Source organism: Myroides phaeus (assembly GCF_009799805.1).
GTDB lineage: Bacteria > Bacteroidota > Bacteroidia > Flavobacteriales > Flavobacteriaceae > Flavobacterium > Flavobacterium phaeum_A.
Window position 1 is genome coordinate 2,656,098 of sequence record NZ_CP047050.1, and the last position, 22,916, is coordinate 2,679,013.

General features: G+C 30.3%; 23 protein-coding genes. 14 read left to right on the forward strand and 9 right to left on the reverse strand.

The window, feature by feature from the left end; genetic code table 11:
* Positions 1 to 1,326 (forward strand): hypothetical protein, encoded by a 1,326-nt coding sequence (locus GQS07_RS11865; protein ID WP_158211002.1) that lies wholly within the window; start codon positions 1 to 3, stop codon positions 1,324 to 1,326.
* An 8-nt stretch (positions 1,327 to 1,334) separates the two neighbouring features.
* On the opposite strand, the gene GQS07_RS11870 is transcribed toward GQS07_RS11865, so the two are convergent.
* Complete coding sequence (locus GQS07_RS11870) at positions 1,335 to 2,810, reverse strand: hypothetical protein (RefSeq protein WP_158211003.1); 1,476 nt, start codon at positions 2,808 to 2,810, stop codon at positions 1,335 to 1,337.
* A gap of 338 nt (positions 2,811 to 3,148) precedes the next feature.
* On the opposite strand from GQS07_RS11870, the gene GQS07_RS11875 reads away from it, so the two are divergent.
* Complete coding sequence (locus GQS07_RS11875) at positions 3,149 to 3,631, forward strand: hypothetical protein (RefSeq protein ID WP_158211004.1); 483 nt, start codon at positions 3,149 to 3,151, stop codon at positions 3,629 to 3,631.
* A gap of 495 nt (positions 3,632 to 4,126) precedes the next feature.
* Here GQS07_RS11875 and dnaN read toward each other — a convergent pair whose 3' ends face one another.
* From dnaN to GQS07_RS11900, 5 genes are all read right to left on the reverse strand, one after another.
* Entirely contained in the window at positions 4,127 to 5,245 is a 1,119-nt protein-coding gene (gene dnaN / locus GQS07_RS11880) for a DNA polymerase III subunit beta (protein WP_158211005.1), read from the reverse strand.
* A gap of 80 nt (positions 5,246 to 5,325) precedes the next feature.
* Positions 5,326 to 7,011, reverse strand: a complete 1,686-nt coding sequence (gldG, locus tag GQS07_RS11885) for a gliding motility-associated ABC transporter substrate-binding protein GldG (protein WP_158211006.1) — start codon at positions 7,009 to 7,011, stop codon at positions 5,326 to 5,328.
* Positions 7,011 to 7,727 carry a gliding motility-associated ABC transporter permease subunit GldF gene (gene gldF / locus GQS07_RS11890; protein WP_158211007.1) on the reverse strand — a complete coding sequence of 239 codons (717 nt, stop codon included), beginning with the start codon at positions 7,725 to 7,727 and terminating at the stop codon, positions 7,011 to 7,013. Before gldF ends, gldG begins: the two co-directional genes overlap by 1 nt.
* A gap of 7 nt (positions 7,728 to 7,734) precedes the next feature.
* The gene (locus tag GQS07_RS11895) at positions 7,735 to 8,031 is read right to left on the reverse strand and encodes a putative quinol monooxygenase (protein ID WP_158211008.1); all 297 of its coding nucleotides are present in this window, start codon (positions 8,029 to 8,031) and stop codon (positions 7,735 to 7,737) included.
* 10 nt (positions 8,032 to 8,041) lie between these two features.
* Positions 8,042 to 8,878, reverse strand: a complete 837-nt coding sequence (locus tag GQS07_RS11900; protein ID WP_158211009.1) for an S-adenosyl-l-methionine hydroxide adenosyltransferase family protein — start codon at positions 8,876 to 8,878, stop codon at positions 8,042 to 8,044.
* Between the two features lie 96 nt (positions 8,879 to 8,974).
* On the opposite strand from GQS07_RS11900, the gene GQS07_RS11905 reads away from it, so the two are divergent.
* Complete coding sequence (locus tag GQS07_RS11905; protein WP_158211010.1) at positions 8,975 to 9,958, forward strand: PhoH family protein; 984 nt, start codon at positions 8,975 to 8,977, stop codon at positions 9,956 to 9,958.
* A 33-nt stretch (positions 9,959 to 9,991) separates the two neighbouring features.
* Here the strand turns inward: GQS07_RS11905 and GQS07_RS11910 are convergent, their stop codons facing one another.
* From GQS07_RS11910 to GQS07_RS11920, 3 genes are all read right to left on the reverse strand, one after another.
* A complete protein-coding gene (locus GQS07_RS11910; protein WP_158211011.1) occupies positions 9,992 to 10,774 on the reverse strand; it encodes a hypothetical protein in 783 nt (260 codons plus the stop codon).
* A gap of 262 nt (positions 10,775 to 11,036) precedes the next feature.
* Positions 11,037 to 11,519 carry a Cys-tRNA(Pro) deacylase gene (gene ybaK, locus GQS07_RS11915; protein ID WP_233269274.1) on the reverse strand — a complete coding sequence of 161 codons (483 nt, stop codon included), beginning with the start codon at positions 11,517 to 11,519 and terminating at the stop codon, positions 11,037 to 11,039.
* 37 nt (positions 11,520 to 11,556) lie between these two features.
* Positions 11,557 to 11,793 carry a hypothetical protein gene (locus GQS07_RS11920; protein WP_090410308.1) on the reverse strand — a complete coding sequence of 79 codons (237 nt, stop codon included), beginning with the start codon at positions 11,791 to 11,793 and terminating at the stop codon, positions 11,557 to 11,559.
* A 245-nt stretch (positions 11,794 to 12,038) separates the two neighbouring features.
* Here GQS07_RS11920 and GQS07_RS11925 point away from each other — a divergent pair, with 245 nt between their 5' ends.
* The 11 genes from GQS07_RS11925 to GQS07_RS13790 all read left to right on the forward strand — a co-directional run bounded on the left by GQS07_RS11925 (position 12,039) and on the right by GQS07_RS13790 (position 22,905).
* Positions 12,039 to 12,986 carry an isopenicillin N synthase family dioxygenase gene (locus GQS07_RS11925; protein ID WP_158211012.1) on the forward strand — a complete coding sequence of 316 codons (948 nt, stop codon included), beginning with the start codon at positions 12,039 to 12,041 and terminating at the stop codon, positions 12,984 to 12,986.
* A gap of 196 nt (positions 12,987 to 13,182) precedes the next feature.
* Positions 13,183 to 13,530: a translation initiation factor gene (locus GQS07_RS11930; protein ID WP_158211013.1), complete on the forward strand. Its 348-nt coding sequence runs from the start codon at positions 13,183 to 13,185 to the stop codon at positions 13,528 to 13,530.
* Positions 13,531 to 13,545: 15 nt separating this feature from the next.
* On the forward strand, positions 13,546 to 14,415 hold the full coding sequence (locus GQS07_RS11935; RefSeq protein ID WP_158211014.1) for a nucleoside phosphorylase: 870 nt from the start codon (positions 13,546 to 13,548) through the stop codon (positions 14,413 to 14,415).
* A gap of 846 nt (positions 14,416 to 15,261) precedes the next feature.
* The gene (locus GQS07_RS11940) at positions 15,262 to 16,773 is read left to right on the forward strand and encodes a succinate CoA transferase (RefSeq protein ID WP_158211015.1); all 1,512 of its coding nucleotides are present in this window, start codon (positions 15,262 to 15,264) and stop codon (positions 16,771 to 16,773) included.
* Positions 16,774 to 16,886: 113 nt separating this feature from the next.
* Positions 16,887 to 17,732 carry a substrate-binding domain-containing protein gene (locus tag GQS07_RS11945; protein WP_158211016.1) on the forward strand — a complete coding sequence of 282 codons (846 nt, stop codon included), beginning with the start codon at positions 16,887 to 16,889 and terminating at the stop codon, positions 17,730 to 17,732.
* A 15-nt stretch (positions 17,733 to 17,747) separates the two neighbouring features.
* A complete protein-coding gene (locus GQS07_RS11950) occupies positions 17,748 to 18,689 on the forward strand; it encodes a transglutaminase-like domain-containing protein (protein WP_158211017.1) in 942 nt (313 codons plus the stop codon).
* Between the two features lie 8 nt (positions 18,690 to 18,697).
* Positions 18,698 to 19,081, forward strand: a complete 384-nt coding sequence (locus tag GQS07_RS11955) for a DUF423 domain-containing protein (protein WP_158211018.1) — start codon at positions 18,698 to 18,700, stop codon at positions 19,079 to 19,081.
* 103 nt (positions 19,082 to 19,184) lie between these two features.
* Positions 19,185 to 20,309, forward strand: a complete 1,125-nt coding sequence (locus tag GQS07_RS11960) for a TlpA disulfide reductase family protein (protein WP_158211019.1) — start codon at positions 19,185 to 19,187, stop codon at positions 20,307 to 20,309.
* 108 nt (positions 20,310 to 20,417) lie between these two features.
* Complete coding sequence (locus GQS07_RS11965) at positions 20,418 to 21,530, forward strand: TlpA disulfide reductase family protein (protein WP_158211020.1); 1,113 nt, start codon at positions 20,418 to 20,420, stop codon at positions 21,528 to 21,530.
* A gap of 252 nt (positions 21,531 to 21,782) precedes the next feature.
* A complete protein-coding gene (locus GQS07_RS11970) occupies positions 21,783 to 22,277 on the forward strand; it encodes an RNA polymerase sigma factor (protein WP_158211021.1) in 495 nt (164 codons plus the stop codon).
* Between the two features lie 346 nt (positions 22,278 to 22,623).
* Positions 22,624 to 22,905, forward strand: coding sequence for a hypothetical protein (locus tag GQS07_RS13790; protein ID WP_233269275.1), 282 nt, complete (start codon positions 22,624 to 22,626; stop codon positions 22,903 to 22,905).
* Positions 22,906 to 22,916 lie beyond the last annotated feature (11 nt).

The following is a 22,916-nucleotide window of genomic DNA, read 5'->3' on the forward strand; positions in this document are numbered from 1 at the left end:
ATGTTTAAGTACGTCAAGCATTTTTTAAAACCTAATGTATCTACAGGAGAAAGGATTACTTCTGTGGACAATTACTCTCTATTAAAAAATGAAGATGTTATTTATATAGAAAATGGTTATTTAATAAGTAAAAATAAAATCAACTATTATAATTGTCATCAGTCTATTGACGACATACAAGTTCTATACTTTACCTGCATAAACAACAAAGGATTGTTGTTTATTGCAGGTAAACATAATAGTTATATCCCTATATTTTCTGAAAACTTCGCTAACACTTTTGAGCAATTATCAATTGTTTTAGGCTTTTCAAAACAACTCTTACCTGAATTCACAAGCACTACATTTTGTGATAGAAATCTATTCATTTGGGCAAGAAAAAACGAAACAAATTACACTATTATAGACAGTAAAACATCTACTGATATAGTAGAAGGTTATGAAATTCAAAATTCACAAAGAACTTTTATATCTTGGGATACAACTTATGACGAAGTCATTAATTTAAAAGAAATAGCAGTCTGTACACCTGACAATGAAGACGACTTAATTAAGTACACTTTTACTACACCAGTACGAGTTGGAGATGTTATCTTAAATAATTTTTCTTTTTATGATTGTCATAGAAAAAATATTGCAGTTAGCTCTTACTTTTCATATTGTGAAAACAGTGACCCCTGCAACAAACCTTACATTGAGCTCAAAAATCTACTTTTAAACTACAAAGAATTAAATAGCTTAAAACTTAATAAAACTGAAGAGAACGAATATATTTTAAGCACTACTATACAAACAGAAAATCAAGAGTTCTATCTATCAAATGCTTATCCTGCCTCTTTAGATGCTGGTAATATGAAGGTGTTTTTCTTAGTTACCAATCTAAAGGAATACCCTGAATCTGTTATTTATCCTAAACATACACAAAAACTTGCTATAAGTCATTGTACTACTTTGGATGATTCTATTTATTTAGACACTCAAGCTTATAAGGAAAACCCTAATATTTATAGAATCCCTACATTTATACAAGAGATATCACACAATAAAACATTCATTTGGATTGACGAAAACAATGATGAAGTTGGTTTTTCTGATGATTTATACACACATTTAATACCACGTAAAGAAATAGAATACTTTTCCCTTCATTCTACAATAAGTGAGGGCAATATACTTATATATAAATTATGTGTAAAATTAAAGTCTAATGATACACTGTTAGATGTATTACAATCTTACTCTAACTCTCTTATTCTATTTGAAGATCAAATTAAAAGAGATATTCCAATCCCTTTTAAGAGCCATTTAGACGATTATATCTTTTAACTTAAAAATTACATCAACGCTTCAATTCGTTGTATTCCTGTACGTTGACATACTAATCTAAAACGCTTATATTCAACTTTATCTTCATATTTAATCTGAGAAATAATATTTAAATAATATACCTTATCTGCTAAGATCGCATCAGGCTCTCCATCTTTTTTAAGTGTATACAGAGAAACATAAGGATTATTCATTCTTTGTGTTAACCGAGTAATATTAAATCTTAAAATATCGTGTATACCATCAAAAGCATATGTACTTTCTTGTAGTACCTTACTGTTTTCTAAACACACTTTTTTTCGGTATAGCATTATTTTCTCATTATGAATTCTATTCTCCACTTCTAATAAAGCCGATCGATCACGAAGATTCAAAACCTCTTCTGGAACTTTATCTTCAGTTATAAAATCAGAAGCTTCTTTCATCCATCCTATTTTCTGATCTTTTACACTTATCACAGTATTATTATCAAAATATTTACCGCCTAATTTTCCTGCAAAGTAAAATCGCATCAACTCTTTAATTCTGTCCTTTAGCATATAACTAATTACTAAAGCTACAAATAATGGCATTGTGAAATTCCCGAATTTTTGTTGAAATGAAAATGCAATCATAGTAGCAAAAATCATTGATACACCAGCTGCTATACTATAATAAATTTGTTGCGCAATTACACCATCTTCATCTTTTCGTTTATTAGACACCAATACTAAATCAGATTCAACGTATTTATTAAGCATATCGTGACGATAGACAACCTTTTGATTGTTTTCCCTATCACCAATTAATACATCTAAAAACCCTTCTGATTTCCTATATTCTTTCTCTCTTATAATTGAATCAACTAATTCTTTATATATACCAGTAGAAAGATTATCCTTAACGTCCTTTATGACATCCATCAATTGGAATGTATGATTCACTGAAGAATAGGATAAGAATTCATTACCAAAGCTATAATAATTCATTATATCAGAATTACCTTCAAACTCTTTAATTGATTCCTTTACTTCTCTAAAAGAATCGATAATTCCTTGTAAATTCTTTATATACTCTGAACACAAATCAGATAACTCACTTGTATATTTTTTGTTTTTAATTTCACTTACGCTGTCTCTTATTGAACTTCTGAAAATAGCCATAAACATTTTTAATTGAAACTCGTATTCCATACTATTTTCAATTAGATCATCTGCTGTTTTATTTAATAAATTCATCGATGCGCGTAAATTATTTAATGGTATAGCACCATTATCTGCGATCTCCCTTAAATGAAATACAGGCGTAATAAATCTAACCTTAGACTTCACGTCTGAATAAAACTGTTGCTTTAAATAAGTTGAGGCATTGATATCAAAAGAATTTGGAATAAACATCCAAGTATTAATATCAAACTCTCTCTTTTCACCTACTTTATCCGTCTTAAACCCTACTTTAATTTCTAAAGAAAAAGGATCGTGGATACTCGCTTCTATCTCAATCATAAACTAACTTAAGACATAAAATATAAATTAACCTCAAGGTATTAAATATATTCATTATACAAGTTCTTTTTACATAAATCTGTCTTTATTTCTAAGTGATACTTTTTAAAAACGTTCATTTTTCATTATTGCCAATTATCTTCAATAGATAATTTTCATTAAAAAAGACATTAATACTAATAAAAAAGAAAAAAAAGACACTAATTACAATAAACCTCAACACAAGGTAGTTTTGGTTATAAATTATATAATTTAAGATAATTATGTAATTAAAATTCACAATTTTAACATTATAACCTACCTTTGTAGTCAACTTAAATCAAAAAAGAACACCTCTTATGATACAATTTAATTCAGATATTAAAGAATCAATTCAACTACTTAAAAGTGATAATATCATTACACAAAAAGCAATTAACTATCTCATTAGTGATAATGTTACCTCTTTAGGTTTTTACTCTTTATTAGAAAACAATGGCATATACAATGCACAAAGCTTAAAAAAATATTTTTTAAGCTTGCTTATTGATATCAAAAATGAAATCATTAAAAAACACCATTATTTTAAAGAAGAACACATTATTGATTTAAAGATTATAAAACGATTATTTCAAATTAATGATAATGAACTACTTCATTATAAATCACAGGAAATAGATCTTATAATCAATAATCAACTTATGTATTTAACCAATAGAAAAGAGTATAAAAGACATCTAAATATCCTCCAATCATTATTAGGTATATCAATCAATGGTGACACTACTCTTTCACACAAGAGCACACTCACTGATATATCAAATATAGAATTAGCAATGTAATAGAAATAACAACTAAACTCTTTATTACTTTAAGCAAATATTGCATTTTCCAGATAGAAATAATAAGCATTTAATAAAATTTATTTACTATTAAAGAATGGCATACTTTTTACTACAATAATACTATACAGTACTTCACATGAAATTTTTCACTAATATATTTTTAGCAATAATAGCTTTTGTACTAATTAAAATTAGTATATACTCATTTAATAGTATTGCAAATAATTTATATACCGGTACTGACAACCTTTTTTTAATTACAATTTTCATACTTGTAATCTCCTTAACAAGTTCGCTTTTTATTCTCTCTTACATTATATGGACAGCTTTTAATTCCATACAGAAATATACTCAGTTAAAAGAATCTAAAAACAAAAGCTAACTTACTTTGTAAAATACCGTCCATTTCTAAAATTTACTCTATAAAAAAAGGACCTTTATAAAATAAAGATCCTTTTAAATATATCTATTCAGATAAGAGAATACTATTTACTAATTGTTTAGCATTACTGGCATAACCAACATAGTTACAGATTCCCCATCTTCTAATCCATCTACTGGAGTTAAAATTCCTGCTCTATTAGGCAATGACATCTCTAATAAGATTTCATCTGATTGCAAGTTATTTAACATCTCTAATAAGAAACGAGAGTTAAATCCAATTTGCATATCATCACCTTGATAATCACAAGTTAAACGCTCATCTGCTTTGTTTGAATAATCAATATCTTCTGCAGAAATGTTTAACTCAGTACCAGCAACTTTAAGTCTTAATTGATGTGTAGTTTTATTAGCATAGATAGCCACACGTCTAACCGAACTTAAAAACTGTGTTCTGTTGATCAATAACTTATTCGGGTTTTCTTTTGGAATAACAGCCTCATAATTAGGATATTTTCCATCAATCAAACGACAAGTTAAGAAGTAATTTTCAAAAGCAAACTGTGCATTTGATTCATTAAACTCAATTGTTACATCTGCACCTGAAGACATTAAGATGTTTTTCAAAATAGTCAATGGTTTCTTAGGCATAATAAAACTTGCTTCATTTGAAGAAGTAATATCTGCTCTTGAATACTTAACTAATTTATGAGCATCTGTAGCAACAAAAATTAATCCCGCAGGTGAAAATTGAAAAAATACACCAGACATAACTGGTCTTAAATCATCATTTCCAGCAGCAAAGATAGTTTTACTAATTGCTGTTGCTAATACTCCAGCAGGAACTTCTGTTTTAGAAGGATCTTCTAAAGACTCAGCTTTAGGAAACTCTTCTCCTAATGCATAAGCTAACACATATTTACCTACATCAGAACTGATTTCAATGGTATTGTTTTCCTTAACTGAAAAAGTCAAAGGTTGTTCTGGAAATGTTTTCAATGTTTCCAACAACAATTTAGCAGGAACAGCTATACTTCCTTGACTTGTAGATTCAATCTCTAAAGTAGCTGACATTGTAGTTTCTAAATCCGAAGCAGAAACCTTCAATATATTATTATCTAACTCAAATAAGAAGTTATCTAAAATATGTAAGGTATTACTACTGTTGATTACACTACCTAGAACTTGCAATTGCTTTAACAAGTAGGAACTCGATACTATAAACTTCATACTATAATTATTTTATATGTAAAATGCTTTTACAGCCACAAATATATTCGATAATTGTCAATTATAAAAGCAATATTAGACTACTTTTTAACGAACTTACGTTTTCTTAACACTATAAATATAACACCAAAAACCATAACTATCACAATTGGAATAATTAAAACCATTAATTGTATAGTATTATACACTTGAGAGACCTTCATCTTATCAAGCATTGGTATCTTTACTTCTTTTGTTCGTAAATCTATTAAGCCGTTATCATCTAACAAGTAATTCACTGTATTTAATAAAAACTCTTTATTTCCATACAGCTTATTTACCCAACGATCATATCCCAATTCTAACGGAGTACCTTTACTATCGACTTGATTACGAACAATATCTCCATCAGAAATTACAACCATTTGCGTTGGTTTACTTTCGTATTGAGGTTCTTTTAAACTAAATGGCAGAACCCTATTTTTATAAACAGAAGTAAAACTACCCTCTAATAAAACCCCCATTATATAACTCCCTTTACCTTCAAAAAGCTCGGGTGTTGTTTCTTCATTTAAAACTTCAAAACTTATTTCGTTTAGCACTCCAACCAACATTGAGTACTTAGATGAACTTAACAATACTGTCTTACTCACTCCATTTTTCAATGTATCAATTGACGAGGCAAAATCAAGCTTTATTCCTTCTATATTTTTTACGATCGGATGTTCTGACTCTGGATAAACAAATGGTGCAAACTTCCACACAAAATCCCCATATTGTGTTTCACTTCCTTGTTTTCCAATAGCCAACTTAATTGGAGTACCTATCTCATCTTTCACAAGATTAGCATTCAAACGCACACCATATTTAAAAAGCATCTCCCCTAAACTCTGGTCTTTATTATAAGCTAACAAGGAACCAGTATTTTTCAAACTATCAAAATCAGCTTGTACTTGATCCAACAGCCACATTGTTTTCCCACCATTCATTATATACTGATCCAAAACCTCTACCTGCTCTTCTGTGAAGGCTTTAGTCGGTTTTGCTATAACAGCAAGATCATACTCTTTTAACTGCTCTAATGTTTTTTGTGGAGCTACTGCTACAGAATCTAATGTAAACGGCGCGATATGATAACTCTCTCTTACAGACATCAAAAAATCTGCGATATACATATCCTCTAATTCGCCATTACCCTTTAGAATCGCAATTTTCTTACTCTTCTCTTCTGTAACTTTATGCAATGCATCTGCAAAAGCATATTCCAAATGTTGCACAGAAGAAATCACTTTCTCTTCTGTATTAGCCCCCATTAAATTTTTCAACAATTGAACACGAGTAGCCTTCTCTCCTTTTGACACAATAGCCCAAGGATATACTAATTGCTGACTCTGAGTCCCTTTATCATTAACAGAAACAGTAACAGGTTTTAATCCGAAATTAAACAATTCTTCCAAGATTTGTTCTTGTGAACCACCTTCTTCACTTGGATCTATAAATCTAAAACGCACATTAGAATTACGAGCTTGAAACTCTTCTAACAACTGTTTTGTCTCGCTTTGTAGTTTTCTAAACTCTTGTGGAAAGTTACCTTTTAGAAACACATCTATCTCTATAGGCTCTTCAATTCTATCTACAATGTTATTAGTGGCTTTAGACAAAGTATAACGCTTATCTTGAGTAAAGTCATGTCGAACATATAAATAAGCCCCTAAAGCATTTAAAACTACCAACCCAACGAATAGCCTTAACAGTAACGAAACGTCCTTTCTATAAAACTTCTTCATTATTTGCGTAGCATTTTAATTTTAAAAACGGTAAATCCAAGAAATAGAGTAGCGACAGAACCGAAATACAACAAATCACGAGTATCTAAAACACCTCTTGATATACTTCTGAAATGATAGAACATTCCTGTTTTTGCAAACCATTCTCCAAATACTCCAGACATCATATCAATTCCTATAGAAAAGAAAGCACATAAAACTATTCCAATTATAAAAGCAACGATTTGGTTTTCTGTAATTGAAGATGAAAACACACCAATTGCAGCATAACTACTAACTAAAAAAAGTAGTCCAATAAAAGACCCAACTATGCTTCCTAAGTCAAAAAACTGACCTGGCAACACTAAGTCCTTTAATACAAAAACGTAAACAATCGTTGGTAAAATAGCTAAAACAATCAAAAAGAATACTCCAAAGAATTTCCCTAAAACTATTTGCCAAACACTCAATGGCTTGGTCAACAATAATTCAATAGTTCCATTTTTAATTTCCTCTGAAAAACTCTTCATAGTAACAGCTGGAATTAAAAAAATCAATACCCAAGGTGCTAAATTAAAAAATGGAGATAAGTCTGCAAATCCACTCTGCAAAACATTAAAATCTCCATCAACGAACCACAACAAGCCTCCATTAATAGCTAAAAAACTGATTATAACTAAATAACCAGTTAATGAACCAAAGAAGGACTTTATTTCTCTAAGACAAATTGCTTTCATAAAACTATTAATTTAGAGTAACAACCTTATCTACGCTCCAAGCCTCTGCCCTTTCTTTGAACATTGTTTTCACGTTAGGCCATATTTGTCCAAACAATTCTGATTTTTTATAATTTTCAAGACTCTGTTCTTCATCCCAATAGCTATAGGTAAAGAAAATATTAGCTTGATGTTTATCTTGATATACTTCTAAAAATTGACAGCCTGGATAATGGCGAATTTTCTCCTTATCTGAATTAAAATGATCAAGAAAATCATTAATTCTATCTTCTTTTAAAGTCAACTTTACAATTCTTATAAACATATCTTTCTCTTTAATTTTGTTCTTCCTGATTAAAATCAATTACGATACTATCGTTCAAATTAATGTTCATCAAATTACGAGGTGTACCTCCTGGTGAATCAGGTTTAGAATAAAACAAAGCAATTGTCAACAAGTCAACATCGTTGAATAAAACGACTAATTCTCCCGCTCTATCCCTTAAAGATGCCCAATCCGCATTTTTAAAATCTGCGAAATAATGACTCACCCTATTCACTCTATAATCTTTAAAGCGTACGGCATATTCCCTTCCTTTTTCTAAAGATTCAAAGCACTCTTTTGTAATATTTGTAACAAGATTTCCGTAAGAATCCTCGTATATAACTTTTCCTGAAATTCGGTCTTCTCCCACAACAAGGTTACTTGCTAAACGATTAGGCACATAAATAGTGTCTGTAAAAACACCTATATCTCTCAAAGCTCTTCCTTCGTGTAATTGATAAGCACAATAAACAAAAATATCATTTGATTTCATAATTCCATCGTGATTTATGAAAATCGCCTCATCATAATCATTATTCCCTAATACAACGCTTATTATTCCATTATCTGATGTAATAAAATAATGTCCATCATATTTCACACAAAGAGCTTTAGAATACTCCGTAATAGACGCATCAACAGCAATGATATGAATTGTTCCCTTAGGAAATTGTTTATAAGCTGCACCAATAACAAATCCTGCCTCTTCCGTATTATATTTCCCTATTCCATGTGAGATATCTACCAAATTACATCCAATGATATTTGAATAGATCTTCCCTTTCAAAGCTCCTACATAATGGTCTCTATATCCAAAATCTGTCGTTAGTGTAATTATTCTTTGCATTTTTATTTTTCAATATATTTTTAAGAAAAATGGTTTTTTTATAGTAGATTTGAACTACAAAATTAGATTATTTTTTTTAATTAACTCTCATTGGTATTGAACGAAAGGATAATTGAACTCACAGATTTTAGTCCCAAAGACTTTTGGGGACCACAAGACACTCATTTAGATATACTTAAGAAGCTATATCCAAAAGTAAAATTAGTTGCAAGAGGTAATTTCTTAAAAATTTATGGAGATCCAGAGGTTCTTGATGAATTTGAAAGGAGTTTTGACCGACTTATAAAGTATTTTACGCGATATAATCGTATTGATGAAAATGCAATCGAAAGATTAGTAATGGATAGCGCTCCACCTTCACTCCCGTCTAACGATATTCTTGTTCACGGAGTTTCTGGTAAAATCATTAAACCCCTAACTCCAAATCAACATAAACTTGTAAAATTTGTTGAAAAGAACGATATGGTTTTCGCTGTAGGGCCTGCTGGTACGGGTAAAACATATACAGGTGTTGCCCTTGCTGTAAGAGCATTAAAAAATAAAGAAGTTAAAAGAATAATTCTGACAAGACCCGCGGTAGAAGCTGGAGAAAACCTTGGTTTTTTACCTGGTGATATGAAAGAAAAGTTGGACCCTTATATGCAACCACTTTATGATGCATTAAGAGATATGATTCCTCCTCAAACTTTAGATGATTATATTTTAAGAGGAGTTATTCAAATTGCGCCACTTGCTTTTATGCGTGGACGAACTTTAGACCACGCTTTTGTAATATTAGATGAAGCTCAGAACACAACACATTCTCAAATGAAAATGTTCTTAACTCGTATGGGAAAAAATGCTAAGTTTATAATTACAGGTGATCCAGGACAAATTGATTTACCACGCAAAGTATCCTCTGGCCTAAAAGAAGCACTATATATATTAAAAGATGTAGACGGTATAGGAATGTTGTATTTAGATGATAAGGACATCGTACGACACCGTTTAGTTAAGAAAATTGTAGATGCATACAAAAAAACAGAAGATAGACCCGATTTAATGTCTATTGAAGAGATAAAAAAAATGGAGAACTCATAGTTCTCCATTTTTTATTAAGTATCATTATAATTCTTACATTGAATAAGTATCTCTTAAAAAAGTCAATTTTTGTTTATTGCCTTCAAATAAATATAAGTAATCATCTTTTAATTCAAACTTATCACAACTATCCAATACCGAAAGTAACTCTTTTTCTTTTTGATACATTTCTGTAACATATTCCGGAGATAAAACTACTTTAAAAAATATAGAATCACCTTCACAACGAATATCACCATAAATCATATGGTTGCCACCACTTCCAGAAAAACTTCTTGTATTGATATCAATACAAATCATAGGTATTTGATTAATCCCTAATTCCTCTACCCTTTTATCTTCATAGGACTGAAAAATCCAGTTACCTGATAATTTTTCCGTATAAATATAATGTCCAAAACAAGCGAAATCATTAATGTTTTCAACATCATCAACTTTCTTAACTAATCTAACTGCAACAGAATGATCAAATCTACCATCAGCAAATTCACGTGCTGTCTCATCTTCATAAATAACTATTTCAATCTCTTCATGTTTAGTTTGAGACTTATATATCCTACATTCTCCATCAACCAAAGGTTCTACAAAAGGAAACACTATTTTTTGATTTGGTTTTGTACTTGAATAAACAATACCTTTTCTACTAATAGAAACTACCTGAGGTGAATCTTGAGCAACTGCTTTAAAAAACGTACCATCAAGATCGTTTTTATTCAACAAATCAATTTGCTTATTACTGCCCTCTTTATAATTTTTCTCCTTTACATGGTCAACTCCACAAGATGGAAACAATGAAACTGTTAATGCCAATATCATATTTTTCTATTTTCAATGTACAAAGGTAAATCCAAACTAATGCCAAACTTTAAATTTATCATTAATTTATGCTTTTTTTAACAATATACACTGCAATTTATTAAACCCTAATTCTTTTCGGTTGCAAAGATAACACATCTGCAATTATAAAAAATCACGTGACGTCAACATTTGACAAATTATAACATAAAATTAATACAACAAAGCTATTTTTCAATACTATAACTGTTTCATTTCTGTTTTTAATTAAATGACTTAGCTTTTATGTCAAATCCCCAAACTCACTTAAAGTAATATCTTTTAATACCTTTGGATCTATTCCGATACTTATTCCTTTTCTTCCTCCACTTACATACACTTTAGCTAAGTCTTTTACACTTTCATCTATAAAAGTTGCATAATGCTTTTTCATTCCTATTGGCGAGCATCCTCCTCGAATATACCCTGTAACATCAAGCAAATCTTTGACAGCTAACATCTCAATCTTCTTTTCTCCTGATATTTTTGCTGCTTTTTTTAAATCAAGTTCTCTATCAATTGCAACGACAAACACAAAAAAAGAATTCCCTTTACCCTTCGCTACTAATGTCTTCAACGATTCATTTGCAGCAACATTTAACTTTGCACATACAGATTCACCATCTATAAGACCATCCTCTATCTCATATTCAAAAAGATCATAATTGATTTTCTTACTATCTAAAAAACGAATTGCATTCGTTTTATTTACTTTTTTACTCATCATATTATTTTGGACAAAAGTAAAAAAAAACACTATTAAATTATAATAGTGTTGTCTTGTATCCTGTTTGTCTTAAACAGAACATAAAATCATCTTCCTTATCACAAATGCAATAAATTCGAATAGTTGAACCTTCTGCCTTCTTAAAAATTGGTTTAAAACTTTTTGGCAATGTGGTATAAAACTCTTCTAAGTTAGTTACTGCATACTTATGGTCTATTTCTACTGTAACCAACACAACAAATTCGTTTCCTTTTAATTCTATTGGTAATTTCATCTTTTTCTTATTTTATCAGTTATTGAAGCAATTTATAAAAAAAAACGTCACATTTTCACTACTCTTAAAAATATTTTATAGGGAGAATACGTTTTTTAAAGAAATGAAATAGTCACAAAGTGTACTTTTTTGTCGTTTATTAATTACAATCAATAAATTTTATAGACTTATCAACATCATTTTGTGGAAAAATAATTTACTTTTGCGACAAATAACTCAAGTAAGCATATATAACAACTTAGAAAATGCAAAACATTCCTAGTGTTGACTTACGTGATTTCCTATCGGATGACCCGGTACGTAAACAAAAGTTTGTAAATGAAATCGGAAAAGCCTACGAAGAAATTGGATTCGTAGCATTAAAAGGACACTTTTTAGATGATCAATTAGTTGAAAATCTATACACAGAGGTTCGTAACTTTTTTAATCTTCCTTTGGAGACTAAAGAACAGTATGAAATTCCTGGCATTGGAGGACAAAGAGGTTATGTAGCCTTTGGAAAAGAAAGTGCAAAGGGAAGAACTGAAGGAGATTTAAAAGAATTCTGGCATTTTGGTCAGTATGTTGACAATGATCCGAAATTAGAGGAAACTTACCCAGCTAACGTTGAAGTAAAAGAACTTCCTAATTTCAATTCTATTGGTAAAGAAACATACCAAATGCTTGAAAAAACTGGTGTTTATGTATTAAGAGCTTTAGCTCTATTCTTAGACTTAGATGAGTTCTACTTTGACAAGTTCGTTAAAAACGGAAACAGTATTCTAAGACCTATTCACTACCCACCTATTGTAAATGAACCTAAAAATGCAGTGCGTGCAGCAGCACACGGTGACATTAACTTGATTACTCTATTAATGGGAGCTCAAGGTAGAGGTTTACAAGTACAAAACCACGATGGGCAATGGATTGATGCAATCGCTGCTGAAGATGAATTAGTAATCAATGTTGGAGATATGTTATCAAGACATTCTAACAACAGATTGAAATCTACTATTCACCAAGTAGTTAACCCACCAAAAGAATTATGGGGTACTTCAAGATACTCAATCCCTTTCTTTATGCACCCAGTGAGCGATATGCCATTGAACTGTTTAGAGAACTGTATTGATGACAACAACCCTAAATTGTATGACGATATTACATCAGGAGAATTTCTACACCAAAGACTTGTAGAATTAGGATTGATCAAATAATCAAACAAACAATAATAAGACTCATAAGAGGAAGTATTTATTTACTTCCTCTTTGTTTTTAATCACATAGTAATTCTACTATTGTATTCCTTTTTTATATCGTTTTTAGGACATTTGTCTTTTTAAACCTTTACTTATTTCGTATCTTTGATAGTAATCAGATATTAACAACTCTATATTTATACTAATATTATCTATGAGCAAAAAAATGAATAGCTTGGAAGACTTAGGAGGCTTTGTCTTTTCTACCAATAAAGATTTTGAATTTGAACAAGAAGAAAGTGTTGAGACACTTAATAATAAAGATCAAAGACTTGAAGCTCATTTAGATAAAAAAAATAGAGGTGGTAAAATAGCCACTATAATTAAAGGCTTTGAAGGGTCTGATGACGATTTAAAAACTTTAGCTAAAAAACTTAAAACCTTATGTGGTGTTGGAGGAAGCGCTAAAGATGGAGAGATTATCATTCAAGGTAATTTCAGAGATAAAATAATGGAATACTTAATTAAAGAAGGCTACAAAGTTAAACGTGTAGGCTCATAATCAAAATAATAGATCATGAAGATAAAATCATCTGAATTAATACTTAATCCTGACGGAAGTATTTATCACTTAAACTTAAGACCTGAAAATATTGCTACTGATATCATCTTTGTTGGTGACCAATATCGTGTAGATCGTATTACTAAACACTTTGATAATATTGAATTCTCTACACAAAAAAGAGAGTTTAAAACAACAACAGGTACTTATAAAGGTAAAAGACTTTCTGTAATCTCAACTGGTATCGGTCCTGATAATATTGACATTGCTATCAACGAAATTGATGCATTGTTTAACATTGACTTTGAAACAAGAGAAATTAAAAAAGAACTTACTTCAGTAAATATTGTTCGTATTGGTACTTCTGGATCACTTCAAGCTGATATCCCTGTTAATAGTTTTGTATTATCTCAATATGGTTTAGGTCTTGATAACTTAATGCGTTCTTACGTTATTGACGAAATCATCAACGTTCCAATGGAGGATGCTTTTATCGAGCACACTAATTGGGATTTAAGAAAAGGACGTCCTTACTTTGTACAAAACAGTCCTGAATTAGAGGCTAAATTAGCATCTGACCTTACTTACACAGGTATTACTGGTACTGCTGGTGGATTCTATGGTCCTCAAGGACGTGTATTGCGTTTAGCTATTCAAGATCCTGAATTAAACCACAAAATTGACAACTTTAAGTTCGAAAATTACAGAGTTACTAACTTTGAAATGGAAACTTCTGCTATTTATGGTTTATGTAAGTTATTAGGACACCATGCGGTTTCTTTAAATACAATTATTGCAAATAGAGCTAATGGTACTTTCTCAGAAGATCCTTATGCTGCAGTTGATAAATTGATCATATATACATTAGATAAGTTAGCTCAATAGTTTTAGGGCTCCATCAAATATTATTATAGAAAAGCTACATTGTAAAAATGTAGCTTTTTTTATTTCATTATATACCACCACTTCAATCTAATTTAGATTCTATCTCTACATTTTTTAATTAAAAAATGTACACAAAAGAGTATAAACACTTCATTTTCTATTATTTCAGCTTCCTTTTTTAGTTAAAAACAATCCATTCACAGACTTTCTTATATAACATTTTTCAATGCTCTCCTCTCTCTAACTCCTTTATATATAAAGCATACAGCTAAAAACCTCCTTTATTCTTGTCTAATGCTTTTAAGACAATTCTCCGACAATAGTGGGACATTCCTTCGAGAATAGTGGGCTGAAAGCCATTTTGTCGAACAACTCTCAGAGAAACCTCGAAGGATTGTGCTATAACTCCACTTATATAGCTCTTAAAAATATTTGCCAAATTAATTACTGAACTTTTATTTACACTTTATATCTTCCTTAGTCTGGAATTTCTACCAGTAATTCCACAAGTTTAATTACTATTAAATATTTTTCAAAAACCAAGTCCCAACAACGACATAATAACGTCACTTTTTGACTAAAAAATGAATATTATAGGTTACAAGTCCCGTTTTAAGGCTTTTTTTTGCGAATCTATCAATCATTCCCTCCTAAAGGTTTGAATTAAATTCAGTGAAAAATACAAAACACAAAACTTTAGTTTTGCTATCTTAATTTTAACAGCATAAATAGAATTGAATATGGTAAATACTACTAATTAATACATAAATTATGTAAGACTCTTTTTTATTTGATTGTTTGATATAAATATCCTTAAATTTAAGGTGCTTAAAATTTTTATTTGAAATGACGAAAGAAGACTCGAGATTAGAGAGAATAAAATTCGCTCCGTATAGAGAACGAATTATTTCTGCAGAAGAAGCAGCTCTCCTAATTCATGATCAAGCTGTAGTTGGAGCTAGTGGCTTTACTAAAGCCGGTGATAGTAAATCTGTTTTACCAGCATTTGCTCAACGTGCAGCTGAAGAAAATGTTGCAATTACTTTAATTACTGGTGCATCATTAGGACAAACAACTGATGCTGATTTAGCAACAAATAATGCTCTAATTCGTAGAATGCCTTTTCAAGCTGATGCTGTTTTAAGAAAGTCTATTAATAGTGGACAGGTTAAATACATCGATCAGCACTTGAGTGAAACAATAGAACAGTTACAAGAAAAACATATACCACAAGTAGACGTCGCTATTATCGAGGCTACTTATATTAATGAAGATGGTTTTATTATTCCTACTACTTCTATTGGAAACTCAGCGTACTTTGCAAGTGTTGCAAAGAAAATTATCATTGAGGTAAACTCTGCTATTCCATTGAGTATTGAGGGTATCCACGACAACTGTGTGCCTATTAAACAACCTCGTAGAGAGATTATCCCTATTCACAATTGTGAAGATAGAATTGGAGAAACTTTCATTCGTTTAAACCCTGATAATGTGGTTGGTATTGTATTTTCAAGTATTGAAGATACTCCTGCTCTATTGCCAGAACCAGACGTTAAAACTTCTGCCATTTCAGGTCACTTATTAAAGTTCTTCGAAGAAGAAGTGAAAAAAGGAAAGCTAACACATTCTCTACTTCCACTTCAAGCTGGTATTGGTAAAGTAGCTAATGCTGTTTTAACTGGATTTATTGATGGTCCTTTTAAAGACCTTACAATGTACTCTGAAGTATTGCAAGACAGTACTTTTGATTTAATTGATTCTGGTAAAATGGTATTTGCTTCAGGTTCGTCTATTACAGTAACAGAAGAATGCTATGAAAGATTAATTAAGAACTTTGACCAATATAAAGACAAGCTTGTTTTAAGACCACAAAATATCAGTAATGCTCCTGAGGTAATCCGTAGATTGGGTATTATTGCAATTAACACAGCTATTGAATTTGATATTTACGGTAACGTAAACTCTACTCATATTGGTGGTAGTAAAATGATGAACGGTATTGGTGGTTCTGGAGATTTCGCAAGAAATGCTTATTTAAGTATCTTCGTTACACAAGCTGCTTCTAAAGAAAACAACGTTATATCTCACGTGTTACCAATGGTTTCACATACAGACCATACAGAACATGATGTTGATATCTTAGTTACAGACCAAGGTTTAGCAGACTTAAGAGGTTTATCGCCAAGAGAACGCGCCGAAGTTATTATAGAAAACTGTGCTCATCCTGATTACAAAGCTGAACTAAGAGATTACTTTGAAAGAGCAAAACTAAATCAAGGACATACTCCTCACATTTTAGAAGAAGCTTTCAAATTCCACATTAGATTTAAAGATAAAGGTTCTATGAAACCTGAATAAAACACCAAAAATCTCTACTGTTTTCTATAGTAGAGATTTTTTTATTTCTACCCATTTTATTCGCCAAAGCATTACGCATTTTACTATCTTAGCAGTAAAATGTATAAGTAAAAATGAAAAAAGTAAATATTATAGGAGTGCCAGAACATTTTAATCTTCCTTGGCACTTATGTATTGAAAACGGGGAATTTAATGAGCTTGGAATTGATTTACATTGGCAAGATATTCCTGAAGGAACAGGTAAAATGTGTCAAATGCTCCGCAATGAGGAAACTGATTTAGCTGTCATTCTGACTGAAGGGATTATCAAAGATATAATTGATGGTAACAACTCTACAATTATTCAAGAATATGTGGCTTCTCCTCTACTTTGGGGAATACATGTTGCAGAAAACTCACCGTATACCAAAATAGAAGACCTAAAAGGAAAGAAAATTGCCATAAGTCGCTTCGGCTCAGGCTCTCATCTTATGGCTATCGTTCACGCTAAACTGATGAATTGGGATATCAATAGTTTAGAGTTTGTCATTGTAAACAATATAGATAATGCTGTGGTTGCACTTACTAATGGTGAGGCTGATTACTTTATGTGGGAACATTTTATGACTAAACCATTAGTTGACCAGAAAATTTTTAGACGTTTAGGTGACTGCCCTACTCCCTGGCCTTCTTTTGTTGTAGTTGCAACTAAAACGTTTGCATCAAAAAACAAACGTTTAATAGACAACTTATTGGAATGTATAAATATGACTACAAGTGAATTTAAACATATTCCAAGTATTGACAGAACTTTAGCAACTAAGTTTAATCTACAAATTGAAGATATCAAAGAATGGTTAATGATAACTAAATGGTCTCAAAAACAGCTTTCAGAGAAAAATTTTGACAAAGTTCAAACTCAATTGAAAGAATTAAACCTTATTCCACATACTACAGATTACAAAAAAGTCGTTCTATAATAGAGCAAATATAAAATGACGCATAATCAAGAATTGAATAACTCCTCAAAAAAGAAATGGTATATGTACCTAAGGCTTCCGAAGCCTTGGGACAATATTGTTATACTTATTCTTAACGTCTTGATTACGATTCCTATCTTTATAATTGCACATCAAAACTTAATTGATCCAGACTGGCAATATCATATTGACCGTGTTGTCCTATTTATCGCTATTGTAGCCGTATTACAATTTTTGCTACAAAAAATGAAAACAGTTTTATTTATTCTTATTTTCATTTATTTAGGAGCTTTAATTTATGGATCGTTATTTGGAGGCTATGGATATAATTCCGTTTATGAAGATTACAGAGCAATGATATTTTCAATGGCAGAAAATCCTTCTCCACAAGATATTATTATCTCCAAACTACTCCCTTTTCCTAATAAGAGTAAGGTTATAAGTGCTATTGAATACGATAAACCAGAAGTAAGAAACTTTGCTTTAGCTACTACAAGAAAGCATTTTACAAATGTGCCAAATGCTTATCAATATCGTCAAATTATTCAATCAATGGCTATATTTAAAGAGGTGAGATCACGATGGAACTATGTAAATGATCCAAAAGGTAGAGAATATATTGCTACGGCTTCTGAATCATTACAACACTTCTCAGGCGATTGTGACGACTACTCAATTTTAATGGCAGCATTAATTAGAGCAATTGGCGGAACTCCAAGATTAATACATACTAAAGAACATATGTATCCTGAAATGTTGATTCCTAATAAAGGAGATTTAGAACAAGTGATATATCTAATTAAGCAGGAACTATTCAAAGAAGAAAGTAAAGGAAAAGAAATTCATTATCACATAGACGAACGTGGACAAATCTGGCTAAATTTAGATTACACAGCAAGATATCCTGGAGGCCCATTTATGTCTGAAGAAATATTAGGACAACTAACTTTAAATTAATTTATAATATGCTAATCACAAATACAACTCCACTTATAATCGGTTCTATCTATGGCGCTCTTGCTATCATATTTGGAGCATTTGGAGCACACGCTCTAAAAAAACATATGAATAAGGACCAGCTTGAAAGTTTTGAAGTAGGCGTAAAATATCAAATGTATCATGCTATTCTTCTATTGATTCTTGGTTTAATGCCAAATGCCGAAATTATACGACACGCAAGTAATATAATCAGTATTGGAGTTTTACTTTTTTCTTTCAGTATTTACGGACTAACATTGAGTGGAACTTTTGGAAAAAAAATTAAAATATTAGGTCCTATCACTCCAATTGGTGGACTTTGTATGGTCATTGGATGGTTAATGTTATTATACTATTTCATCACTCTATAAGTCTTTAAAACTAAAACAAGTACAACTTCTACTATTTTCAGTATATTTGTTAAAAAGTAGAACATACTTTATATTAAAAACCCTATAAAATAATTATAATTAAATGAAAAAAGTATTTACATTACTTGGAGCTGCTACAATTCTGGCTTCTTGTGGAGATTCTAATTCATACACAATAAACGGTGATGCGAATGGAATTAATGACGGAACAAAAGTTTATATTGAAAAAATAGACGTTACAACAGGTATGCCAATAAAGGTAGATTCTACTGAAGTGAAAAACAACGCTTTCGCTTTTAAAGGAAAAGCCGATAATATTGAGCAAAGCTTTATAACATTCTCTGAACAAGAAGGTAGAGTTCCATTTATACTTGAAAAAGGAAATATAGCTTTTACTTATAATTTAGAAGATATTACTAAAAGTGGAGCAACAGGAACAAAAAATAATGATGAGTTTTCAGCTTTTTCTAAAAAAGCAGAAGAACTAAACAAAAACATTATTCAATATCAAGCTGACAATCAAATTGCTTTTATGCAAGCTAAAGAAAAAGAAGATAGAGAAGCTGCAGAAGGTATCATCAATGGTTTTATGAAATTAGCTGAGAAGTTAGAAGATTATACAGATGAGTATATCGATCAGAACCCTAATTCTTACACTACACTAACTATATTAGCTCAGAATGCTTCTTCTGGGGTTTTTCAAAAAGAAGAATTAATTGAAAAATACAATAAGTTTGATAAAGCATTACAAGAAACAACTATCGGTAAAGCATTCAAAGTTATGTTAGATGAAATGCCTGACGCTAAAATTAAAATAGGAGACAAAGCACCTGACTTTTCTGCTAAAAGTCCTGAAGGAAATACAATTTCTTTAAAAGAAAGTCTTGGTAAAGTTACAATCATAGACTTCTGGGCTTCTTGGTGTGGTCCTTGTAGAGCTGAAAATCCAAAAGTTGTAGCAATTTATAATCAATATCACGATAAGGGTTTAAACATTATTGGAGTATCTTTAGATAAAGATAAAGACAAATGGATTGAAGCTATTGCTAAAGATAAATTAGCTTGGAATCATATTTCAAACTTAATGTTTTGGCAAGACCCTATCGCTCAAGAATATGAAATTAAAGCTATCCCTGCTACTTTTATCTTAGATGAAAATGGTGTAGTAGTAGCTAAAAACCTAAGAGGTAAAAAATTAGAAGCTAAAATTCAAGAATTATTAAAATAATTAATTTTGAATATAATATAAAAAGGACGAATGGTTTAAAGCTAAAACTACTCGTCCTTTTTTTATTATATTTAGTGAGTTAAAAATCAAAATAACTTTTTTAAAACAATGAAATATACTTTATCTATTCTAATGGCTTTACTTCTTATGAGTTTTACACCAAAAGAGAAGAATTATAAAATTATAGGACAAACAACAAATGTAAAAGAAGGAGAAATGGTTTACCTAAAAGTACTTGACTCCAATACACATCAATTTATTTCTCTTGACTCTACTCCTATTCATAAAGAAAAATTTGAATTTAAAGGAAAGTCAGAAAGGCCTTTATATAGTATGATTATGCTTTCTGAAGATATAAATGACATAATCATTTTAGAAGAAGGCACAATCAATGTTAAGCTAAACACCAACAAATTAGACTCTAACAGCGTCTTAGGTACTAAAAATAACGATGAATTAAGTAACTTTTATATCAAAGTTAAAAAGTACCAAAAAGAAGCAAAAGAATATCAAGATAAAAATCAAGATGCTTTAACTTCTGCTATTAAAGATAATGACACTATTACTTTAAGAAGATTATCTAATGAGTTTAAAGGATATGTTGAAAATATCAATAATGCAATAACTTATCAAGTCAATACAAACCCTAAGTCAATGACAAGTGCTATTGTAATTTATCAACGTCTACAAAATAATAATATTGAAATACAAGAAGCGACAGCATTCTACAACAACCTTAATGAAGATATTAAAGCTACAAATCTCGGAGAAGCTATAAAACATATTCTTGAAAAGCAACAATCATCCAAAATGGTAATTGGCAGTAAAATGCCTAACCTGGAGGGATGGAATCAAGATAATGAAAAAATCACTTTATATGATACTTCAGCAAAAGCTACAATTGTACATTTTTGGGCTCCTTGGTGCTCTTCTTGTCACGAAACATTACCTAAAGTAAAAGAGCTAAATAATAATTTTAAAAATAAAGGTCTAAAAATCTTTAGTGTTGGCTTAACAGAAGACAAAATTGATTGGAAAAACACTATAAGTAAAGAAAACCTATCATGGTCACATATTCTTGATACTCAAGATTATGCTTCTAAATTTGGTATTCGTTCTATTCCTACAATTTATGTATTAGATCAAAACGGAGTTATTATCGAAACAAATCATTTAGAAAATAACTTGAATAGTATAATAGAAGATTTAATAACAAAATAATTGATTATTTTAATGTAAACTCCTTTTCAAAAACATAAAAAGGAGTTTTTTTATTATAATAAACTATGTAATTATATTAAAAACCATCTAACTAAAAATCAACACTATAGATTTAAAATAATATACAATTTAACCATTGCTTTCTTGAAATTAATAAGAGTCTATTACTTCTATAAAAGTCACCCTATCTTTAAATAGTAAAATAATTAAGGTGTTTTGTAACAAAATGATAAAACTTCCGTCCAATAGCATATGAACAAAAAATTTGAAACAGAATTTGTAACCTTATTGGATAAGAACCAAAATCTTATCCATAAAGTTTGTCGCCTATATACAGTTGACGAAGCTTCTCACAAGGATTTGTTTCAAGAAATTTCTATTCAATTATGGAACGCATATCCCAAATTTAGAGGAGACTCAAAATTTACTACTTGGGCTTATCGCGTAGCATTAAATACTGCCATTTCTTTATATCGAAAGAAAAAACGCGATATAAATACTATTCCATTTGACACAGCAAACTATAAATTTGAGTATTCAGAATACAATTATCAAGAAGAAGAACAACTCAAATCATTGTATAAAGCCTTACATCAGCTTAATGACATTGAAAAAGCTTTAGTTTTCATGTATCTCGAAGACAAAAACTATGAAGAAATAGCTGAAACACTCGGTATTAGTGAAGTAAATGCGAGAGTTAAAATGAATAGAATTAAATCAAAATTGAAAAAAATATTAAATCCATAGAAGCTATACGAATATGAAGGAGTTAGATTTATTGAAAAAACACTGGAATGAAAACCAGAATTTTCCAAAAATATCAGTTCAAGAAATACACAAAATGATACACAAAAAATCTTCATCTATAGTGATGTGGATATTTGTCATTAGTATAGTTGAGTTTATATGCTTAAACCTACTTAGTGTTTTTTATTTTGATTCTGAAGCAGAAAACAAGCAAGAAACAGGCCCTGTATTCAATTTTTTAATTGAATACATTGATTATATATCGGTAATTACGTCAGTCTTTTTTATAATATTATTCTATCTGAATTATCGTAAAATATGTGTTGCCGATTCTACCAAAAAACTAATGACACATATTTTAAAAACCAAGCAGACAGTAAACTACTACATCTACACAAACCTTGGTATCTTAACAATTGCATTCTTAATTACAATTATTGATATACTTACAACTGATTTAAAATACAGCTCTAATATAACACTGACTATTGTTTTTATGGGTATCATTCTTTTTATATGTGCTACTTTCATATGCATCGTATGGCTTTATTATAAAGTGATTTACGGCTTCTTAATAAAGAAGTTAATGAAGAACTATAAAGAGCTGGAAAAAATAGAATACGAATAAAGACATTTTGC